15 protein-coding genes are annotated in these 17,829 nt (G+C 31.4%); 10 read left to right on the forward strand and 5 right to left on the reverse strand.

Features of this window, described 5'->3' with window-relative positions:
- The 4 genes from J418_RS0114435 to J418_RS0114450 all read left to right on the forward strand — a co-directional run.
- Window positions 1-545: acyl-CoA dehydrogenase family protein (locus tag J418_RS0114435; protein WP_017895955.1), on the forward strand; the 545-nt coding region annotated here is incomplete at its 5' end.
- A gap of 132 nt (window positions 546-677) precedes the next feature.
- A complete protein-coding gene (locus tag J418_RS0114440; protein ID WP_017750403.1) occupies window positions 678-1,196 on the forward strand; it encodes a gamma carbonic anhydrase family protein in 519 nt (172 codons plus the stop codon).
- 19 nt (window positions 1,197-1,215) lie between these two features.
- On the forward strand, window positions 1,216-1,653 hold the full coding sequence (locus J418_RS0114445) for a Fur family transcriptional regulator (RefSeq protein WP_017895956.1): 438 nt from the start codon (window positions 1,216-1,218) through the stop codon (window positions 1,651-1,653).
- A gap of 65 nt (window positions 1,654-1,718) precedes the next feature.
- A complete protein-coding gene (locus tag J418_RS0114450) occupies window positions 1,719-2,990 on the forward strand; it encodes a M14 family metallopeptidase (protein ID WP_017895957.1) in 1,272 nt (423 codons plus the stop codon).
- Window positions 2,991-3,046: 56 nt separating this feature from the next.
- Here J418_RS0114450 and J418_RS0114455 read toward each other — a convergent pair whose 3' ends face one another.
- Window positions 3,047-3,469: a YaaR family protein gene (locus tag J418_RS0114455; protein ID WP_017895958.1), complete on the reverse strand. Its 423-nt coding sequence runs from the start codon at window positions 3,467-3,469 to the stop codon at window positions 3,047-3,049.
- 299 nt (window positions 3,470-3,768) lie between these two features.
- On the opposite strand from J418_RS0114455, the gene J418_RS0114460 reads away from it, so the two are divergent.
- On the forward strand, window positions 3,769-6,396 hold the full coding sequence (locus J418_RS0114460; protein WP_017895959.1) for a calcium-translocating P-type ATPase, PMCA-type: 2,628 nt from the start codon (window positions 3,769-3,771) through the stop codon (window positions 6,394-6,396).
- Here the strand turns inward: J418_RS0114460 and J418_RS0114465 are convergent.
- The 4 genes from J418_RS0114465 to J418_RS0114480 all read right to left on the reverse strand — a co-directional run bounded on the left by J418_RS0114465 (window position 6,383) and on the right by J418_RS0114480 (window position 10,767).
- The gene (locus J418_RS0114465) at window positions 6,383-7,231 is read right to left on the reverse strand and encodes a ComEC/Rec2 family competence protein (protein WP_017895960.1); all 849 of its coding nucleotides are present in this window, start codon (window positions 7,229-7,231) and stop codon (window positions 6,383-6,385) included. The two genes, J418_RS0114460 and J418_RS0114465, sit on opposite strands and share 14 nt — an antisense overlap.
- 75 nt (window positions 7,232-7,306) lie before the next feature.
- Complete coding sequence (locus tag J418_RS0114470) at window positions 7,307-8,176, reverse strand: CvfB family protein (protein ID WP_017895961.1); 870 nt, start codon at window positions 8,174-8,176, stop codon at window positions 7,307-7,309.
- A 78-nt stretch (window positions 8,177-8,254) separates the two neighbouring features.
- Window positions 8,255-9,367, reverse strand: a complete 1,113-nt coding sequence (locus J418_RS0114475) for a Ger(x)C family spore germination protein (RefSeq protein WP_017895962.1) — start codon at window positions 9,365-9,367, stop codon at window positions 8,255-8,257.
- Window positions 9,364-10,767: a spore germination protein gene (locus tag J418_RS0114480; RefSeq protein WP_017895963.1), complete on the reverse strand. Its 1,404-nt coding sequence runs from the start codon at window positions 10,765-10,767 to the stop codon at window positions 9,364-9,366. Before J418_RS0114480 ends, J418_RS0114475 begins: the two co-directional genes overlap by 4 nt.
- Window positions 10,768-10,872: 105 nt before the next feature.
- On the opposite strand from J418_RS0114480, the gene J418_RS0114485 reads away from it, so the two are divergent.
- From J418_RS0114485 to J418_RS0114505, 5 genes are all read left to right on the forward strand, one after another.
- Window positions 10,873-11,964, forward strand: coding sequence for an endospore germination permease (locus J418_RS0114485; protein ID WP_017750412.1), 1,092 nt, complete (start codon window positions 10,873-10,875; stop codon window positions 11,962-11,964).
- Window positions 11,965-12,044: 80 nt separating this feature from the next.
- Entirely contained in the window at window positions 12,045-13,355 is a 1,311-nt protein-coding gene (locus J418_RS0114490; RefSeq protein ID WP_017895964.1) for a ClC family H(+)/Cl(-) exchange transporter, read from the forward strand.
- 78 nt (window positions 13,356-13,433) lie between these two features.
- Window positions 13,434-15,191: a spore germination protein gene (locus J418_RS0114495; RefSeq protein ID WP_236901703.1), complete on the forward strand. Its 1,758-nt coding sequence runs from the start codon at window positions 13,434-13,436 to the stop codon at window positions 15,189-15,191.
- A 14-nt stretch (window positions 15,192-15,205) separates the two neighbouring features.
- On the forward strand, window positions 15,206-16,306 hold the full coding sequence (locus tag J418_RS0114500) for a GerAB/ArcD/ProY family transporter (protein ID WP_017895966.1): 1,101 nt from the start codon (window positions 15,206-15,208) through the stop codon (window positions 16,304-16,306).
- On the forward strand, window positions 16,299-17,567 hold the full coding sequence (locus J418_RS0114505) for a Ger(x)C family spore germination protein (protein ID WP_017895967.1): 1,269 nt from the start codon (window positions 16,299-16,301) through the stop codon (window positions 17,565-17,567). Before J418_RS0114500 ends, J418_RS0114505 begins: the two co-directional genes overlap by 8 nt.
- Window positions 17,568-17,829: the final 262 nt, after the last annotated feature.

A 17,829-nucleotide genomic window follows, 5' to 3' on the forward strand; every position in this document is an offset into this window, starting at 1 on the left:
AGGACAAGTGTGGAATAAAAGCAGCTCAGGTATCAGAGCTTGTATTTGAAAACTGTAAAGTCCCTGCAGAAAATATAGTTTCTGAAGAAGGGAAAGGACTAAAAATAGCATTAAGTACATTGGATGGAGGAAGAATAGGAGTTGCAGCCCAGGGCCTTGGAATAGCCGAAGGAGCTTTTGAACGTGCAAAGCAGTATATGAAGGAGAGAATACAATTTGGAAAACCATTGTTCAAACAGCAGTATTTGGCATTCAAAATGGCAGAGTTGGATCTTGAAATAGAAGAAGCTAAATATATATTGTATAAAGCAGCTATAGACAAACAAGAGGGAAGACCATATGGACTGTCAGCTGCCAAAGCAAAAATAGCATGCACAGATGCAGCTATGCATGTAACTACAGAAGCAGTTCAGATGCTTGGCGGAAATGGATACATGAAGGAATATGAGATTGAAAGAATGATGAGGGATGCAAAGATAACTCAAATATATGAAGGGACAAATGAAATACAGAAATTGATATTAAGTGGAAAACTTTTTAGATAATTTTACAGCTAACATAAAAAACCGTGGATGTTTTTATTCCACGGTTTTTTATGTTAGCTATTGATTTTTTTATCAACATAATATACGTTATTAATATATAGATAAAATAAGTTTTAAAGAGAGGCCTTTTATATGATAAGAAAATTTAATTCTGAAAGTCCAGATATACACAGCAGCTGTTTTATAGCAGAAAGTTCAGATATTATTGGAAAAGTTAAATTAGCTCAAGATGTTAATGTGTGGTTTGGAGCGGTGATTAGAGGAGATCTAAATAATATATCCGTAGATGAAAAAACTAATATTCAGGATAATTGTGTTATACATGTTGAAGGAAATAATCCTGCATCCATAGGAAAATATGTTACAATTGGACATAATGCAATAATACACGGATGCAAAATTGAGGATTATTCCTTGATTGGAATGGGATCCATAATAATGAATAATGCAGTTATAGGAAGTGAAACCATAATAGGAGCAGGAAGCCTTGTAACCGAACATAAACAAATACCACCTGGAGTTCTATGCATGGGCTCACCCGCAAGAGTTATAAGGAAACTTACAGCAGAGGAGAAACAAAATATCAAAAATTCTGCAAAACACTATGTGGAAATATCAAAGCTCTACAGCAATAGTAATATAGACAAGTAAAATTTGAAAGGAGATGTCTATGGAACATAAAGATGAACTTAAGAAAAAACTTGAAGATAAAGGATATAAATTTACATCTCAACGAGAAGTAGTAATAGAAGTTTTTAAAGAAAATAAAGGTAAGCACTTAAAAGTAGAACAAGTTTATAATTATGTAAAAGAGAAACAGTACAAAATAGGTTTTGCTACTATATACAGAACTCTCAGTTTATTAGAAAAAATGGGAATAATAGGAAAACTTGAAATAGAAGACGGACCAGCACTATATGAATATTCAGATCAAATAGAAAAGGGCAAAAAATGTCATATGATATGCATAAAATGCAATTCTGTAATAGATATAGATAAAAGCATGTTTGATTGTCTGGAAGAACGTATAAAGAAACAATATGGTTTTAAACTGGAGTCAAGCATATTGGATTTTTATGGCATATGTAAAAACTGCAGGGAAAAATAGAATTTTAATCACATATGTTTGAATTCTGAATACAATAATATAGCATTAATTTTAGGAGATTTTATATGCCAATTTTAAGAGTGGGTAGTAGAGGAAATGATGTTATGAGAATACAGGCACTGTTGAAAAAAATGGGATATGATCCTGGGCCTGTAGATGGTATATTTGGAATTCAAACAGAAATTGCAGTAAAAAATTTTCAAAGGGCAAATGGACTGGGTGTTGATGGAATAATAGGAGCTGAGACATATAGGGTATTGGAAAGTTTTATGAGGGGATATGATGATTATACCATAAAATTAGGTGATACACTTTATAATATAGCCCGTAGATATGGAACACAGGTGTATAATATCATACTGGCAAATCCACAAATTCAGCCATATGGACTTATTCCAGGCACAACTATTAAAGTTCCATACAGTATCGATATAGTAGATACAAATATAAATTATACTTATGATATACTTGAAAATGATCTTTATGCATTAAAAGCTAGATATCCATTTATAAATATAGGGACTACAGGAAAAAGTGTACTTGGAAGAGAACTTTACTATATAAAACTTGGAACAGGACCAAATGAAGTTTTCTATAATGGATCACATCATTCTTTAGAATGGATAACGACTCCTCTTCTTATGAAATTTGCAGAAAATATTATAAAAGCTTATACGGAGAACAGAAGTATAAGAGATTATAATATAAGTGATATATGGAGCAGAAGCAGTATATATATAATTCCAATGGTAAATCCTGATGGAGTGGATCTAGTTTTGAATGGATTGCAAAGATCCAATCCATATTACAATGATTTGATACAGTGGAATAGGGGAAGTACTGATTTTTCAAGGGATTGGCAGGCAAACAACAGGGGTGTTGATATCAACCACAATTATGATGCGGGATGGCAGCTTTCAAAAGACGCTGAAGCTTCATATGGTGTATATGGACCTGGACCAACCAGGTATTCCGGACCATCACCAGTTTCAGAGCCTGAAACAAAAGCTGTGGTGGATTTCACTAAAAGTCACAATTTTAGATTGGTGTTGGCGTATCATAGCCAGGGTGAAGTTATATACTGGCAGTATGATGGACTTACACCGCCTGAATCCAGGACAATAGGAAATGAATTTTCAAGGTTAAGTGGATATACATTGGAAGAGACTACAGGAATAAGCTCTTATTCTGGTTACAAGGATTGGTTCATACAGGAATATAGAAGACCAGGATTTACAATAGAGGTTGGAAGAGGTGTGAATCCTCTGCCTATAAGTCAGTTTGATACTATATATAATGACAATGAGGAGCTTCTTATATTGGCATCTGTCATATAATTTACAAAACACTATTGAACTTATATTAATTATATATTTTGATAGTGCTTTTGAACTTATTTATATATATCTACCAGCAGGCCGCTTATATCATCTATAGTAGAAGCCACACTCAGATTATCCTTCTGCTCGTTCATAAGCATGCTTGTCAGTTCTTCAAGCTTGTTGTCTATTGTCTCTACTGTAATGAAATATTGTGTCTGCCAGAAACTTATATCCTTTTTTACGGTGTACATATAATTTAAGACTGATTTAAGGTATTCTTTTATCATATTTTTATATGCTTTTACATCAGAATAACATTTGGTAACAGATAGCCTGTTTCCCTTTTTTTTGATATTATTGAACATATCTTTAAGCTGCTCATGTGATTTTTTTTCCATTTGAGAATTAAAACTTTCAGAAAAATCTTTTTTTACTTTTATGCTTCTGGTGTTTGAATTAGGTGAAGAGGATCTTCCTATTCTAGATATTTCCATAATATACCTCCGAATTATTATAATAAATAATCTTATACAAATATATTATATAAGATATTTAAATAAAAATATAGTAATTATTATTTAAATAACAACATATTCATAAATTATAGTCTTATACATATAAATATAGTTTAAAATACTAGTTTATATAAAATGAATAATTATATATTGAGATTCATAATTCCATATAGTATAATTTTATAAAAGATGGAATAATTAATTAATGTATAAGATTAAGTTAAATTCTAAAAATAAGTGTATGGCTATAAATAAAAAGAAAGTAAGGTGATAATATTATGTGGTTTAATAAAGGGAATGAAGAAATAATAAAAGAGGTGAAAACAGACATCCAAAGTGGACTTACTTCAGATGAAGTTTCTTCAAGGCTATCAAAATATGGTCCGAACAAATTAAGAGAAAAGAAGAAAAAATCAATTTTATTTCTTCTCTTTGAACAGATAAATGATCCACTCATATATATACTTATTGCTGCTGCTGTGATTTCAGCTTTTTTAAAGGAAACAAGCGATGCAATAATAATAGGGGTTGTAATAGTATTAAATGCTGTTATTGGGATAATTCAAGAATCAAAAGCTGAAAAGGCACTTGAATCTCTTCAAGAACTTTCCACACCAAAGGCCCTGGTTAAAAGAGATGGAGAAGTAGTAGAAATTCCTTCAGAAAATTTGGTAATAGGAGATATAGTCATACTGGATGCAGGAAGATATGTCCCTTGTGATATGAGACTTATTGAATCTGCAAATCTTAAGATAGAGGAATCTGCACTTACTGGAGAATCCGTTCCTTCTGATAAATTGCACGAACTTATTTCAGATGATAAAAATATAGCTCTTGGAGACCAGAAGAATATGGCTTTCATGTCAACTATGGTTACCAATGGAAGAGGAACAGGAATATCTGTGGGAACTGGAATGAATACGGAAATAGGCAAGATAGCCAGTATGCTTGACAGTGATGAAAAAAATCTTACTCCACTTCAGAAAAAACTTGCCCAGCTTGGAAAAGTACTTGGATTCGCCGCACTTGGTATATGTCTGGTTATGTTTTTAGTAGGTGTAATTCAGAGAAGAGATCTGTTTGAAATGTTTTTAACTGCAATAAGCTTGGCAGTAGCTGCTATTCCAGAAGGACTTCCTGCAATAGTTACTATAGTTTTAGCTATGGGTGTTCAGAGGATGATAAAACAAAATGCCATAGTTAGAAAACTCCCGGCCGTTGAGACACTTGGTGCAGTAAATATAATATGCTCAGACAAAACAGGAACTCTTACTCAAAATAAAATGACAGTTACAAAGTTTTACTGTGACAACAGGCTCCAGGATGTATCTGCTTTGGATCTGCAAAATCCATCACAGAAGCTTCTTGTAGAAAATATGATGCTCTGCAATGATGCTACATATTCAGAAAGTTCTAAAACAGGTGATCCTACTGAAATTGCACTTTTGGAAGTTGGATCAAAATTCAATATATTCAAAAATGATATCAATAATTCCCATGAAAGGTTAGATGAAATACCCTTTGATTCTGACAGAAAATTAATGACAACCCTAAACAAATACAAAGATGAATATCATATAGTTACAAAAGGAGCAGTAGATAATTTAATTAAGCTTTGCAGTAGTGCATTTATAGATGGAAAGATAGTTGAGATTACAGAGCAAATAAAATCGGATATACTTGCAGCCTCAAATGCCATGTCAGATGAAGCTTTAAGAGTCCTGGCATCGGCATTTAAGATAGTTGAATCTCCTGATACGGAAAAGAGTTCAATGGAGATGGATCTGATATTTGTGGGACTATATGGAATGATAGATCCACCTAGAGAAACTGTAAAATCATCTATAGAAGAGTGCAAGATGTCAGGAATAAGAACTGTTATGATTACTGGAGATCACAAAAATACAGCGTTTGCCATTGCAAAGGAACTTGGCATTGCAGATGATGAATCACAGGTTATTCTTGGATCGGAATTTGAAAATATGACTGAAGATGATGTGACAGAGAGAATTGACAATTTAAAAGTGTTTGCAAGAGTGTCACCCGAACACAAGGTCAAAATAGTAAGGGCACTTAAAGAAAAGGGAAATATAGTTTCAATGACTGGTGACGGAGTAAATGATGCACCTTCTTTGAAAACTGCGGATATAGGAGTTGCAATGGGTATTACAGGTACAGATGTAGCTAAGGGTGCATCAGATATGATACTTACAGATGACAATTTTTCAACTATTGTAGCAGCAGTAAAAGAGGGAAGAAATATATACAACAATATAAAAAAGTCAATAATTTTTCTTCTATCCTGTAATATTGGTGAGATAGTTGCACTTTTTATAGGAATACTTTTGGGCTGGCCTGCAGTTTTACGTCCTATACACCTTTTGTGGGTTAATCTCATAACAGACAGCTTTCCTGCATTAGCCCTTGGAGTTGATCCTGATGATCCAGATATAATGAAGGAAAAACCTAGAGATCCTAAAGTTGGATTGTTTGCAGGAAAAGGAGGATTTTTCCTGGTATTGAATGGTGTGATTATAGGAATTACAACTCTTGTGGCTTTTTATATAGGAACCAGGATATACCCAAATTCACTTATGCATGCTCAAACCATGGCATTTGTAGTATTGAGTGTATCACAGCTGTTTTATACTCTAAGTGTGAGGCATTCCGAAAATTCCATGTTTAAGACTGGAATTTTAACTAACAAGTATTTGCTGGGTTCAATATTACTAGGTATAGTGCTTCAAAATATAGTAATTACAGTGCCATTGTTTGCCGGTGTATTTAAAGTTTACAGGCTTAAATTAAATGATTGGGTATTTGTAATACTGATTTCGCTTATACCACTTGTTTTAAATGAGATATTCAAGATTTTTAAAAGATATTCGAAACCTAAAACAACTTAATATGTATATTGCTTTTATCACAGAAAAGGTAATTGTTTTTAATTACAATATTGCCCTGATGATCAGTTCTTAAAACTATTATATTATGATTAAGCAGTCTTTTTATAACCATTTTGTTTGGAGTCTTTCCATTACTGGTTATGATGGCTGCTTTTGGTTTTAATTTGTTTAGAAATTCATGACTGGTGCTTGTATTTATACCATGATGAGGAACTTTCAATACATCGCATTTTTTTAAAATATTCAATTTCAGCATGGCATCTTCTGATTTCTTCTCACAATCACCTGCAAATAAATAACTGACATTTCCTATTTTGCCTTGAAGAACTATTGAATTATTGTTTTCATCTGAATTATTGTTGTTGGATTTCTCATCTTTTTCCACAGGACCAATAGCTTTAAGGTTTATTTTATTGGCTTTTAGGGTCCATCCTCTATCTATATATTTTACTGAAGTGTCAAATCTTGAAAGTGATTTGGATAGGACATGTTTCATATTGTTTTTATTATCAGGAAGATATACCTTGTCTGTTTTTATTAGTTTGAGTATTTTAACAAGACCCTCATAATGATCGTCATGATAATGAGTTATTATAATTCCGTTTATTCTTTTTACATTATTAAAAGCAAGATAGGTCAGAATTTTTCCAGTATAGTATGATGCTCCAGTATCTATGAGATAATTTTTATTGTTTGATTTTATAAGTATGCAGTCACTTTGCCCTACAGAAAAAAAATGAACTTCAGAACCTCTGCTGCCAAAATTAGCATAAGTAATAGTGCCCGTACATAAAACCAATATTGAAATAACCACAAACGTCAGCTTCTTTTTCATATAACATACCTCCTGAATATCAAAATATATATTTATTTTCTGTAATATATATTTTAATATTCAGGTTAATTATTTTTATAGTAACTTTGTTCCGGATTTGTCCTGGTCTATTAGTTTTTTCTTCATAAGTCCACCTAATGCATTTTTAAAATAATTCTTACTTTCATGAAATACCTTTCGAATTTCCTCTGGTGAACTCTTGTCGTTATAAGGCATGAATCCCTTATGGTCTTTTAAGTATTTAAGAATTGTATCTTCCAGCGATAATCTTTCCTGGCCAGGTCTTTTTCTCGGAGTAAGTACTAATTTCCCATCATCATATATTTTTTTAATCCTGAGTTTTAATTTCTGCCCAGGCTCAATACGTGTAAAGTATTCATTTTTTAATATAATACCCCTGTATTTTTTATCTATTGCAATCATTGCACTTCCATTAGTCTGGAAACCATAAACTATTCCATATAATTCGTCACCAATCCTGTAGTTGTTGTTTATAATTTCATCTTCGTTATCTATATCTATATTTATCAAGTATTTATCAATATTTGTAGTTGCAGCCAATCTATTGCTTCTGTCTGCATAAATATAAAATAAGTATGAAGCTTCTGGAATTAATTTATATTTTTGCTCTGCCATAGGCACAAAAACATCTCTTTCAAGACCTATGTCTATGAAACTTCCAAAATCCGCATTGGATACTACTTTCAAATATGCAATATCACCTGACTTTGCAAGAGGTGTTTTCATTGTAGCCACCAATCTGTCCTTTGAGTCCTTATATATGAATACATCCACTTCATCTCCAATATTCATATCACTTTTTAAGGCATTTCCATTTGGCAACAGCACATCGTCATCGGTATTTCCAGTTTGGGCATCTAGATAATATCCAAAATCCGGTTTCCTTATTATTTTTAAATGATTGATTTCTCCTAAGTTTATCAATTGTAAATCTCCTTTTAAACTATATTTATACAACTAATTATCAATTGTAGTTTAAATAATGTCAAATAAATTGTTTAACTAACTTCTAAAGTTCGTTTTATCAGAAGAACCTTCTACATTTACATTTACATCTAATTGGAGCTGACTTTGTTCAATTGGATTATCTATATTTGATTTTGGATATTTTCTTTGAAAATCTTCTCCTATATTAAATATATCCAATTTTTTAAGTTTGTATTTTTCAAAAACATCATTGCAGGCATCCTTAATATTCTTTTCTGCCTCCTGTTCCAGTTTTTCTATGGTATCATGATTTAGATTAATACGATTTTGAGCTTCTGCCACAGTAGCTTTTAGTTTTATTTTTTTCCTTACTATTATATTTTTCCCATCCATATATATACTGCATTTTGTCTTGCTTCTCAATATTTCCAAACTTACATAATTGTTACTAGAGCTTGGATTTGTTACTTCCAAAGATCCGCTTTTTATATTGTCTGTAAGAAAATTATATCCAAGTTCATCCCCCAATCTAAGAGTATCCACCATTTTATAATTTCCTATTATAGCACCATCGGTTAATTGTATTTTAGGTTCCGGTTGATCTGATTTTAATTCTATCATGGGTATTATAGAAATACCTTGCCGTGAATATATTTCATTTAAAAAATCATTTAATGAACTTACTATAGTTCTTGAAGATACTGATACGTTTTTTATTAAATCATGTATAAATAAGCCTATATATTCCTGCTCTTTTAAAACTGTTTTTATAAATTTATCTGGATCACCATTTAATACAAGCAAATTACTTCTTAATACGGATTCCTGGTCTCTTGCAAAGTAATCTATATAGTCATATAGATTACTTTCAGCTGCTTTTTCTGTAAAGATTATTCCACGTAATTGTGTATAGTTTAATTTATAGCTTGAGGACATGTTTATGTCTCTCATAGTTTCAAATAATGTCTTTCTCGAACCTCTAAACAGTATTCTCTGACTGCTTCCGCCAGTTTCATTAAGATTTCTTTCCGGTTTAAAGGCTTCTACATACAATACTGGATTTTTATTGGCATCTACATCTATTATAACTGATGTTACAAATATTGCCTTGTCTATATCGTTATAATTGAAACATCCACCTAAAAAGCAGCTGCAAAATATAATAAAGATACAGAATATTTTTTTCATTCGTTATCATCCTCGTCCTTTAAAGTATTTTTAGAAATGGAATCTAGACTGCTTCTATATAGCAAATCCTTGTATTTTAACTTTTTACCTGTACCTAAAGGAAGAAGAAAAGGGTATCCACATGTATCAAGAGAAGCAACATGGGATATCATCATAAAAAATCCCATAAAAAATCCTATTATTCCTATTAATGATGATAGAATTAATATGGCAGTACTCCATATTATTATTCCTCCGTATAATTTAGGAACTAAAAATGAACAAATGGAGGAAAGAGCTATTATTATTATAGTACTTTGGGATGCAAGACCTGCACTTACGGCTGATTGTCCTAGAATCAATGCACCTACTATACTCATTGACTGTCCTATAGGTTGGGGAAGTCTTATTCCAGCCTCTCTCAACAGTTGAAAGAAAAACAACATTATTATTACTTCCAGTATTGTGGGAAAGGGTACATAAGCCCTGGAGGATGCAAGCCTGAATATAAATTCCATTGGAATAAGAGAAAAATGGTAAGTAGTAAGTGCCTCGTATATTCCAGGCAGCAATGTGGAAATTCCGAAAGCGATAAATCTTATTATCCTTATTATGTTTGAGTATATCTTGTTCAGATAGTAATCATCAGGGACTTGAAAGTTTTCTATAAAGAAATATGGAGCAGTTATGACAAAAGGAGTTCCATCTACAATTATGGCTGCCCTTCCCTGGAATATCTTTGAAGATGCAACATCCGCTTTTTCAGTGTAATCTATAGTATCAAAGGGTGATATCTTTGGCTTTAATTTTTCCTCTATATAATTTGTATCAAGTATAAAATCCGTATCTATATTTTTAATAGTAGTTTTCAATTTGGATACAAGGGATTTGGGAGCTTTGTCTTGTATATAGATTAATGCAGTTGTTGTATTTGATTCTTTCCCCAGATGATATAGCTCAACTTTGAGTTTTGGATTTTTTATTCTACGTCTTATAAGTGAAATATTGTCCATAATTGATTCATTGAAACCTTCTTTTGGTCCTTTTAATACAGCTTCGGTTATTGGAATCTGAATACCTCTTTTTGAAAAACCTTTGGCTTCGCAGTATAAAACATTTTCCATGTTTTCAAATACAATTACTACATCACCTGATAGTATGTGCAGAATTGCATCATCTTTTGATTTTATACTGCCTATGGAATTTCCAAAAAGTACCTTGTCCTTTATTATATTTGAATTTATTGTCTTTTTGGTCATCTGCATTAGCGGAGCAATTAAATACTCGCTTATAAATTTGGAGTCACATAGATTGTCAATAAACAATAGATATATATCTCCACATATGGAATTTATGACACGTTTTTTAAAATCAGCAGTATTCTTTAATTTATCATAGATATAACTTAAATAATCATTCATAATTAATCACCTGCTATATTATCTGTATTTAATTTGGATAACATTCATTTTTTAGTTAATAATATTATTGTAAATACTAGATAACATTTGGAATGGAGAGATTTTATGGATAAGTTCAGTTTCGGGCATATATTTTTTCTGATATGTGCAGTAAGCATAGCCTCTCAGAAAACTTATCCTGAAATATTTATGAACCTTTCAGGAAGAGACAGTTGGATTGCTAATGCAATAGCTTGTGTAATAATGATTATATTTTTTGATTATATAATAAAAATATGTGTTAAAAATAATTGCTATAGTATAGTCAAAATATTCAATGCAGCTTTTGGAAGATTCTTAGGTAAATTATTTTTAAACATATTCATATTTGTGATGTTTTTGTCTTTGGTTGAGTCTGCATCTGTAGAATCCAGTGTCATACATACAAATATGTTTGTAGAAAGCCCCATATGGTATATAGCATTGTTTGTAGTATTGCCCGGGTTATATGTTGTAAAAAACGGAAAATATTCAGTCATGATTGTAGTTATGATATGTATGTCAATATCAATATTCAATGGAATTAATTTAGGTATATTGACTGCAAAGTTTAAAGAGTATAAAAGATTATTTCCTGTTTTTGAAAATGGATTGAATATTAATTTTTTTGTCTCAATAATAAAAACCATAGGGATGTATTCTTCTATATGTATAGTCCTGCCATATTTAACTTGTTTGAAATCTAGTAAGGGACTTAGGAAATATTCACTTATTGGAAATATATTTGTATCTCAGATGATTGTAGTATCTACAGTTGGCCTGCTTGCAACTTTCAATGTTGAAAGGGCTAATACCATGGCATATGCTAAGTTAATACAAACACAGCTTGTATCTTATTTTGGCTTTATAGCCAATGGTGAATTTTATGTAATATTTCAGACAATAGCTTCCTGGTTTGCAAAATATATAGCTACTTTTTTTGCAATTATTATATTATTGAGAGAATCAAAGGTCAAGAATATGTCAGGTTTTAATATAATCCAAATTATTTTGACTGCTGCCGTATATGCCGCATGTTATTATTCAGCTAGAAAATTGCTTGTATTGTTTAATCTTTTGAATATATATATATACATATGTGTTGGGGTGTTTTTCATACTTCCTATTTTGGCATTTACTTTATTTAATTTAAGAAGTAAATCTGTTGATAGCAAATAGCCTTATGGTGTATAGTTAGATTTAAAAGATATGTTAATTTAATCTATATTTTAATGGACATGGAGGGCTTATGAAAAATCATGAAGAACTATGAAAAATTATTAAATTGGAGAAATTTTAAAATAAGGTTGATATTTGAGGGAATTATAGTTGGCCTATTTGTAGGAATTGTAATATCTCTTTTTAGATTCCTTGTTGGAAAATCAGAAATGTATTTGAATGAAATATATATGATGCTTTCTTTAAATCACAGGTTGATACCAATATGGATTGCATTAATTGCTTTTTTAGGATATTTTATAGGATTATTAATAAAAAGACAACCTATAATAATTGGAAGCGGTATACCACAGGTAGAGGGTGTAATATTAAGGAAACTTCATATGAATTGGTATAAAGTTGCTGCAGGGAAATTTATAGGGAGTCTTGTATCTATAGGTTCAGGACTTTCAATGGGGATAGAGGGGCCTTCTGTACAAATTGGGGCTGCTTTAGGACAAGGAATAGGAACTTTAATGAAAAGAACTAAAATAGAAATAAAATATCTTGTAACAAGTGGAGTAAGTGCTGGAATTTCCACTGCTTTTAATGCCCCTGTTGCAGGCACTATGTTTGCACTGGAAGAAGTACATAAAAATTTTTCACCACTTGTTCTTGTTTCAGCCCTGTCATCGGCATTATCATCTGACTTTATATCTCGTGAGTTTTTTGGAATGAAGCCTGTATTTAACTTTAAAAATATAGTTGTACTTCCACTTGGATATTATCCTTGCATAATTATATTGGGCATTATTATAGGTGCAGCTGGAGTAGGATTCAGCAAAGTACTTTTAAGAACCCAGGCTATATATTCAAAGGTTGGTATTAAATTGGAGTTAAGGCCCATTATACCATTTGTAATTTCAGCAGCAGTTGCGTTTTTTCTCCCACAAGCTTTAGGAGAAGGGAATACTCTTATAATGTTACTTACCAAAACAGACTGGACATTTAAAATACTTGTTGTAATTCTATTGGTAAAGTTTATATTTACCATGATATCTACGGGTTCAGGAGCTCCTGGGGGAATATTTCTGCCTTTATTTGCAGTAGGGGCCATTATAGGATGTATATATGGAAATGTGCTTGTTTACTTCTTTAATTTTAAAAGTATTTATATAGGAAGTTTTGTTATATTGGCTATGGCGGGGTATTTTAGTTCAGTAGTTAAATCTCCAATTACTGGAACTATACTTGTAGTAGAGATGACAGGATCTTTCAATAATTTACTTCCATGTGCAATAATGTCAATTACAGCATATTTAATTTCAGATATATTGAATTCAAAGCCTATATATCAAGAACTTTTGGATAGATTGCTGAATAATAATTTTAAATATCAGAAGAGGATATGATTAATGATATACCAGAATGTTCCAGTATACTTTGTAGATAACAAGTAGATAATAATAGGGAACTAATAATCTCTAAGGATGATAATCGTGAAAAAAAATCAAAGTATGTTTAAGAAAATAATGTCATTAATTACATATAGGGAAAGAAAGAAAGTTGAGCAGTTCAGTATACCGGAAGTAGATGAAAAAAATGAAGATACAGCAGAGAATAATTGCAGTGGACCTGATCCTGGTGTAGATACAAGTAAATTCAAGGATTTTAAATATACTAAAATTGATATGTACCAAAAGATACCAATGGGGCTGGAAAAGAATATAAGAATGCTAGAGGAGTTATTTCACATCCCTAAAAATAAGGATATAAATATAAAGAGAATCAGGATATCTGATAAATATAATGGTATAATTGTATATTTAAGGGGAATGACAGATATTAAGCTTATAGATCAATATATAATAAAGCCATTGTTGGAATACAGAATAGAGAATGTAAAAAATCAAAATAATGACGAAATTGTTACAGAGAAAAAAAGGCTTGATTTTATACAGGATCAGATAGTCCAAATGAGCAGAACCCAAAAGTATGATCATATAAAGGATATTGCAAATGAAATTCTAGATGGAAATACAGCATTTTATCTTGATGGTGAGGATAAATATCTTCTCTGTTATACTAAAGGGTTTCAAAAAAGGGCTTTGGACGTTCCACAAATAGAAGGTTCCATAAAAGGATCCCAGGAAGGTTTTAATGAGGATCTGGACACAAATGTATCACTTATAAGAAAAATTATAAAGAACAAAGATCTTGTAACAGAAAAATTAAGGGTAGGCAGCAGCAATAACAATGATTGTGCAATAATGTACATGGATGGTATAGTAAACCCTTCAATAGTAGATGAAGTAAAGAGAAGAATAAACAGTATAGATACAGATTTTATAAACGGAAGCGGTATGCTTGAACAATATATACAGGATGATTCATGGTCAGTTATACCTACACTGCTTTCTACGGAAAGGCCTGACAGGACAGCAAACTATATTATGGATGGCAAGGTAGCTATAATAACTTTTGGTACTCCTTATGCAATAATTGTTCCTGTAACATTTTTTTTGCTTTTTCACACTGCAGAAGACAACTCATTGAAATGGCAGCACAGTTTGATATTGAGAATTACAAGAATGTTTGGATTGCTTGTAGCAATAACTCTTCCAGGAATATATATATCACTTGCCAACTACCATCAGGAAATGATTCCTACATCACTTTTGATTGCTATTGCAACTTCAAGGGAAAATGTTCCCTTTCCAACAATAGTAGAAATAATATTTATGGAAATCTCTTTTGACCTAATACGTGAAGCAGGTATAAGGATACCGGGCATAATAGGAAATACTATTGGAATAGTTGGTGGTCTTATAATTGGTCAGGCCGCAGTACAAGCAAGTATAATAAGTCCTGTACTTATAATAATAATAGGCTTTACATCGCTTGGAAATTATTCCATACCTGATTTCAATTTGGGGTATGGTACTAGAATATTCAGGCTGCTTTTTATAGTGCTTGGGGCTTTACTTGGGTTCTTGGGTATATCCATAGGAATAATTTTATTAATAATGATACTTTCAAGTATAAAGTCTTTTGGGGTCCCATTTTTTTCAATTACTTCTCCTAAGACCAGAACAAGCAATGATTCTGCTTTCAATAGACCAGCATGGAAACAGGAACTAAGGCCTGATCCTATAAACCCCATTAATTTAAGAAAACAGCCCAAAATATCAAGGAGATGGATAGATGAAGATGCAAACTATGGTGAAAATAATGATAAATCCAAATAACTTAGGAGTTTGATATGGTTAGAAAAGGAAATATGGGATTGCTTGAAACCTTAAGTATTATCATGATACTTATAACAAATAAAATGTTCTACTCAAGTACATCTATGTTGATATATAGGGTGGGTACGGCTGCTTGGTATAGTACAATTTTATCCTGTATTGTAAGTATCCTGTTTTTTATAACTATATGTTCACTTATGAAAAGGTTCCCGGGGCACAATTTATTAAGTATATTTGAAATAGTACTTGGAAAATTTTTAGGAAAAATTATATCCTTGATTTTTTCAATATATTTTTTATTGTATTCAGCTTATAATTTAAGAGAATTTGTAGATATGCTTAAAAGTTATGTTTTCCCAAAGGCCCCAGGTGCTGTTTTGATTATAAGTATACTTGTTACATTATCCATAATTGTGTATTTTGGCTTAGAGTCCATTTCAAGAATATGTGTAGTTATAATTTTACCTGTAGTATTTGGAATAATTTTTGCGTTTTTACTTGCATCCCCCAACTATTATTTTGGAAATATATATCCGCTTTGGGGATATGGAATACTAAATACATTAAAATTTGGTTTTTTAAGGAGTTCGGCCTACAGTGAAGTAATAGTGGTCCTTTTTATGATAAATTCCATTCATGGTTTGAAGCAGGCCAAGAAAGCAGGTATTATATCATTGATATTTGCCGGTACAATGATTAGTATTTCAAGTGTCTGTCATATTATGGCTTTTAATTATCTGGAGGGCGGAGAAAATATATCGGGTACATATGAATTGATAAGGATAATATATATAAATAGATTTGTTGAAAGGGTGGAATCCATATTCCTTTTGATACTTATTATTCCTACTATAATGAATATAACTATATCCATGTATGTTTCCATGAGTACATATTGTCATACATTCAACATAAAAAATAATAACCCGATTATAATTCCATTTATTGTTTTATGCTATGTATTTGCCATACTACCTAAAAGTTTTACGGAACTTTTAGAAAAATATATTATATTTATCAAACAGTACAGTCTTGTATTAAATTATTTTATACCTATATTTGTTTTTATAATTGCCATCATATTCAGAAAGGGAGAAAAAAAATCAAATGCATAAAAAGATTTGTTTTGTTGTGTTATCCATATTAGTTATGAGTATTGTCCTGACTGGATGTTATGATTCTATAGAAATAGATGACAAGGTTTATCCAATACTAATTGGAATTGACAAAGGTATAAGCAATAAAATAATTTTAACTATACAATATCCAATATATCATAGTGGTGATAATAATGGCAGCCAGGAAACAGGAAAAGGCAATATAAATTCAATAGAAGCTCCAAGTATTATAGAAGCATGTGAAATGCTTAATGCAGTAGTTTCGAGGAAAATTACACTTCAACATGTAAAAGCATTTGTATTTTCAGAAGATGTTGCCGTGAAGGGAATAGGGCAATATATTTCAGCAATCAAGAGATACAGGGAAGTTAGAAGTACTGTAAATATAATAGTTTCACGAGGAAGAGCGGAAGATTTTATAAAAAACAACCAATCCATTATAGGACCAAGTGTTTCAAAGATGACAGAGCTTCAATTGTCTCAATCAAATCGTGTAGGATATTTTCCAGAAGAATCCTTCTTTAAATTCTATAAAGAAATGCTGTCTACTTACCAGCAGCCTGTAGCAGCATATGCATCAGTAAATGATTTGCATAATATCAGAGACCAGTCCAATCAAACTGGTATGGATACCATGATGCCGGGGAAAGGATTCAAACCTGGGGATATTCCTATAAAAAGCAAGACAGGAAGACAGTTTGGAGGCACTGCAATATTTGATGGCGACAAGATGGTTGGATATTTGGATACTTATGAAACAAGATACTACCTTATGGTAAAAGGTAAATTTCAAAGTGGCATTGTAACAGTTGATGATCCAAAAGAATCAAAGTATCCTGTGATAATATTTCTAAAATCAACAAGACGTCCTAAAGTAAATACTGTATTTAAAGATGGAAAACCTATAATAAATGTAAATATAAAAATGGATGGAGATATTGAAGCAATACAAAGTGGAGTAAATTACGAAAATTTGACCAATATAGGAGATTTGGAAAATAAAATAAAGCAATTTATACTTGATGGAATGGTCAACACTGTAAGAAAGACCCAGATTGAATATAATACTGATGTTTTTGGATTCGGTCATTCAGCTGCTAAAAACTTCAAAACCATACAGCAGTGGGAGAATTATAATTGGCTTAAACACTATAAGGAAGCCAAAATAAATATAGAATTGGATTTGGAAATCAAGAGAATGGGTACCAAGCTAAATTCTTCAGATAAATGGAGTACAAAAGGAAGGGAAAAAAGATGAGATATGTAGTTTCGTTTTTGATTTTATGTATATGTTATTATACTATAAGCTATGGGTGGTTTTTGAAAAAGAAGTACAATAACACACTGGGGGCTTTTGGATCATGTATGCTTGCTGTATTAACTGCAATAATCTCAATTACTTTTTTATTTATAAGATTTTAAATAAATAATTTTATATTTATAAATAATTCTTTATAATAGATTATGTAAGTGAATTTGATAACAATACTTTAGACCAGCTAGTAAAAGTCAATAGAAAT

The organism is Clostridium tyrobutyricum DSM 2637 = ATCC 25755 = JCM 11008 (assembly GCF_000359585.1).
In the GTDB taxonomy this organism is placed as follows: domain Bacteria; phylum Bacillota; class Clostridia; order Clostridiales; family Clostridiaceae; genus Clostridium_B; species Clostridium_B tyrobutyricum.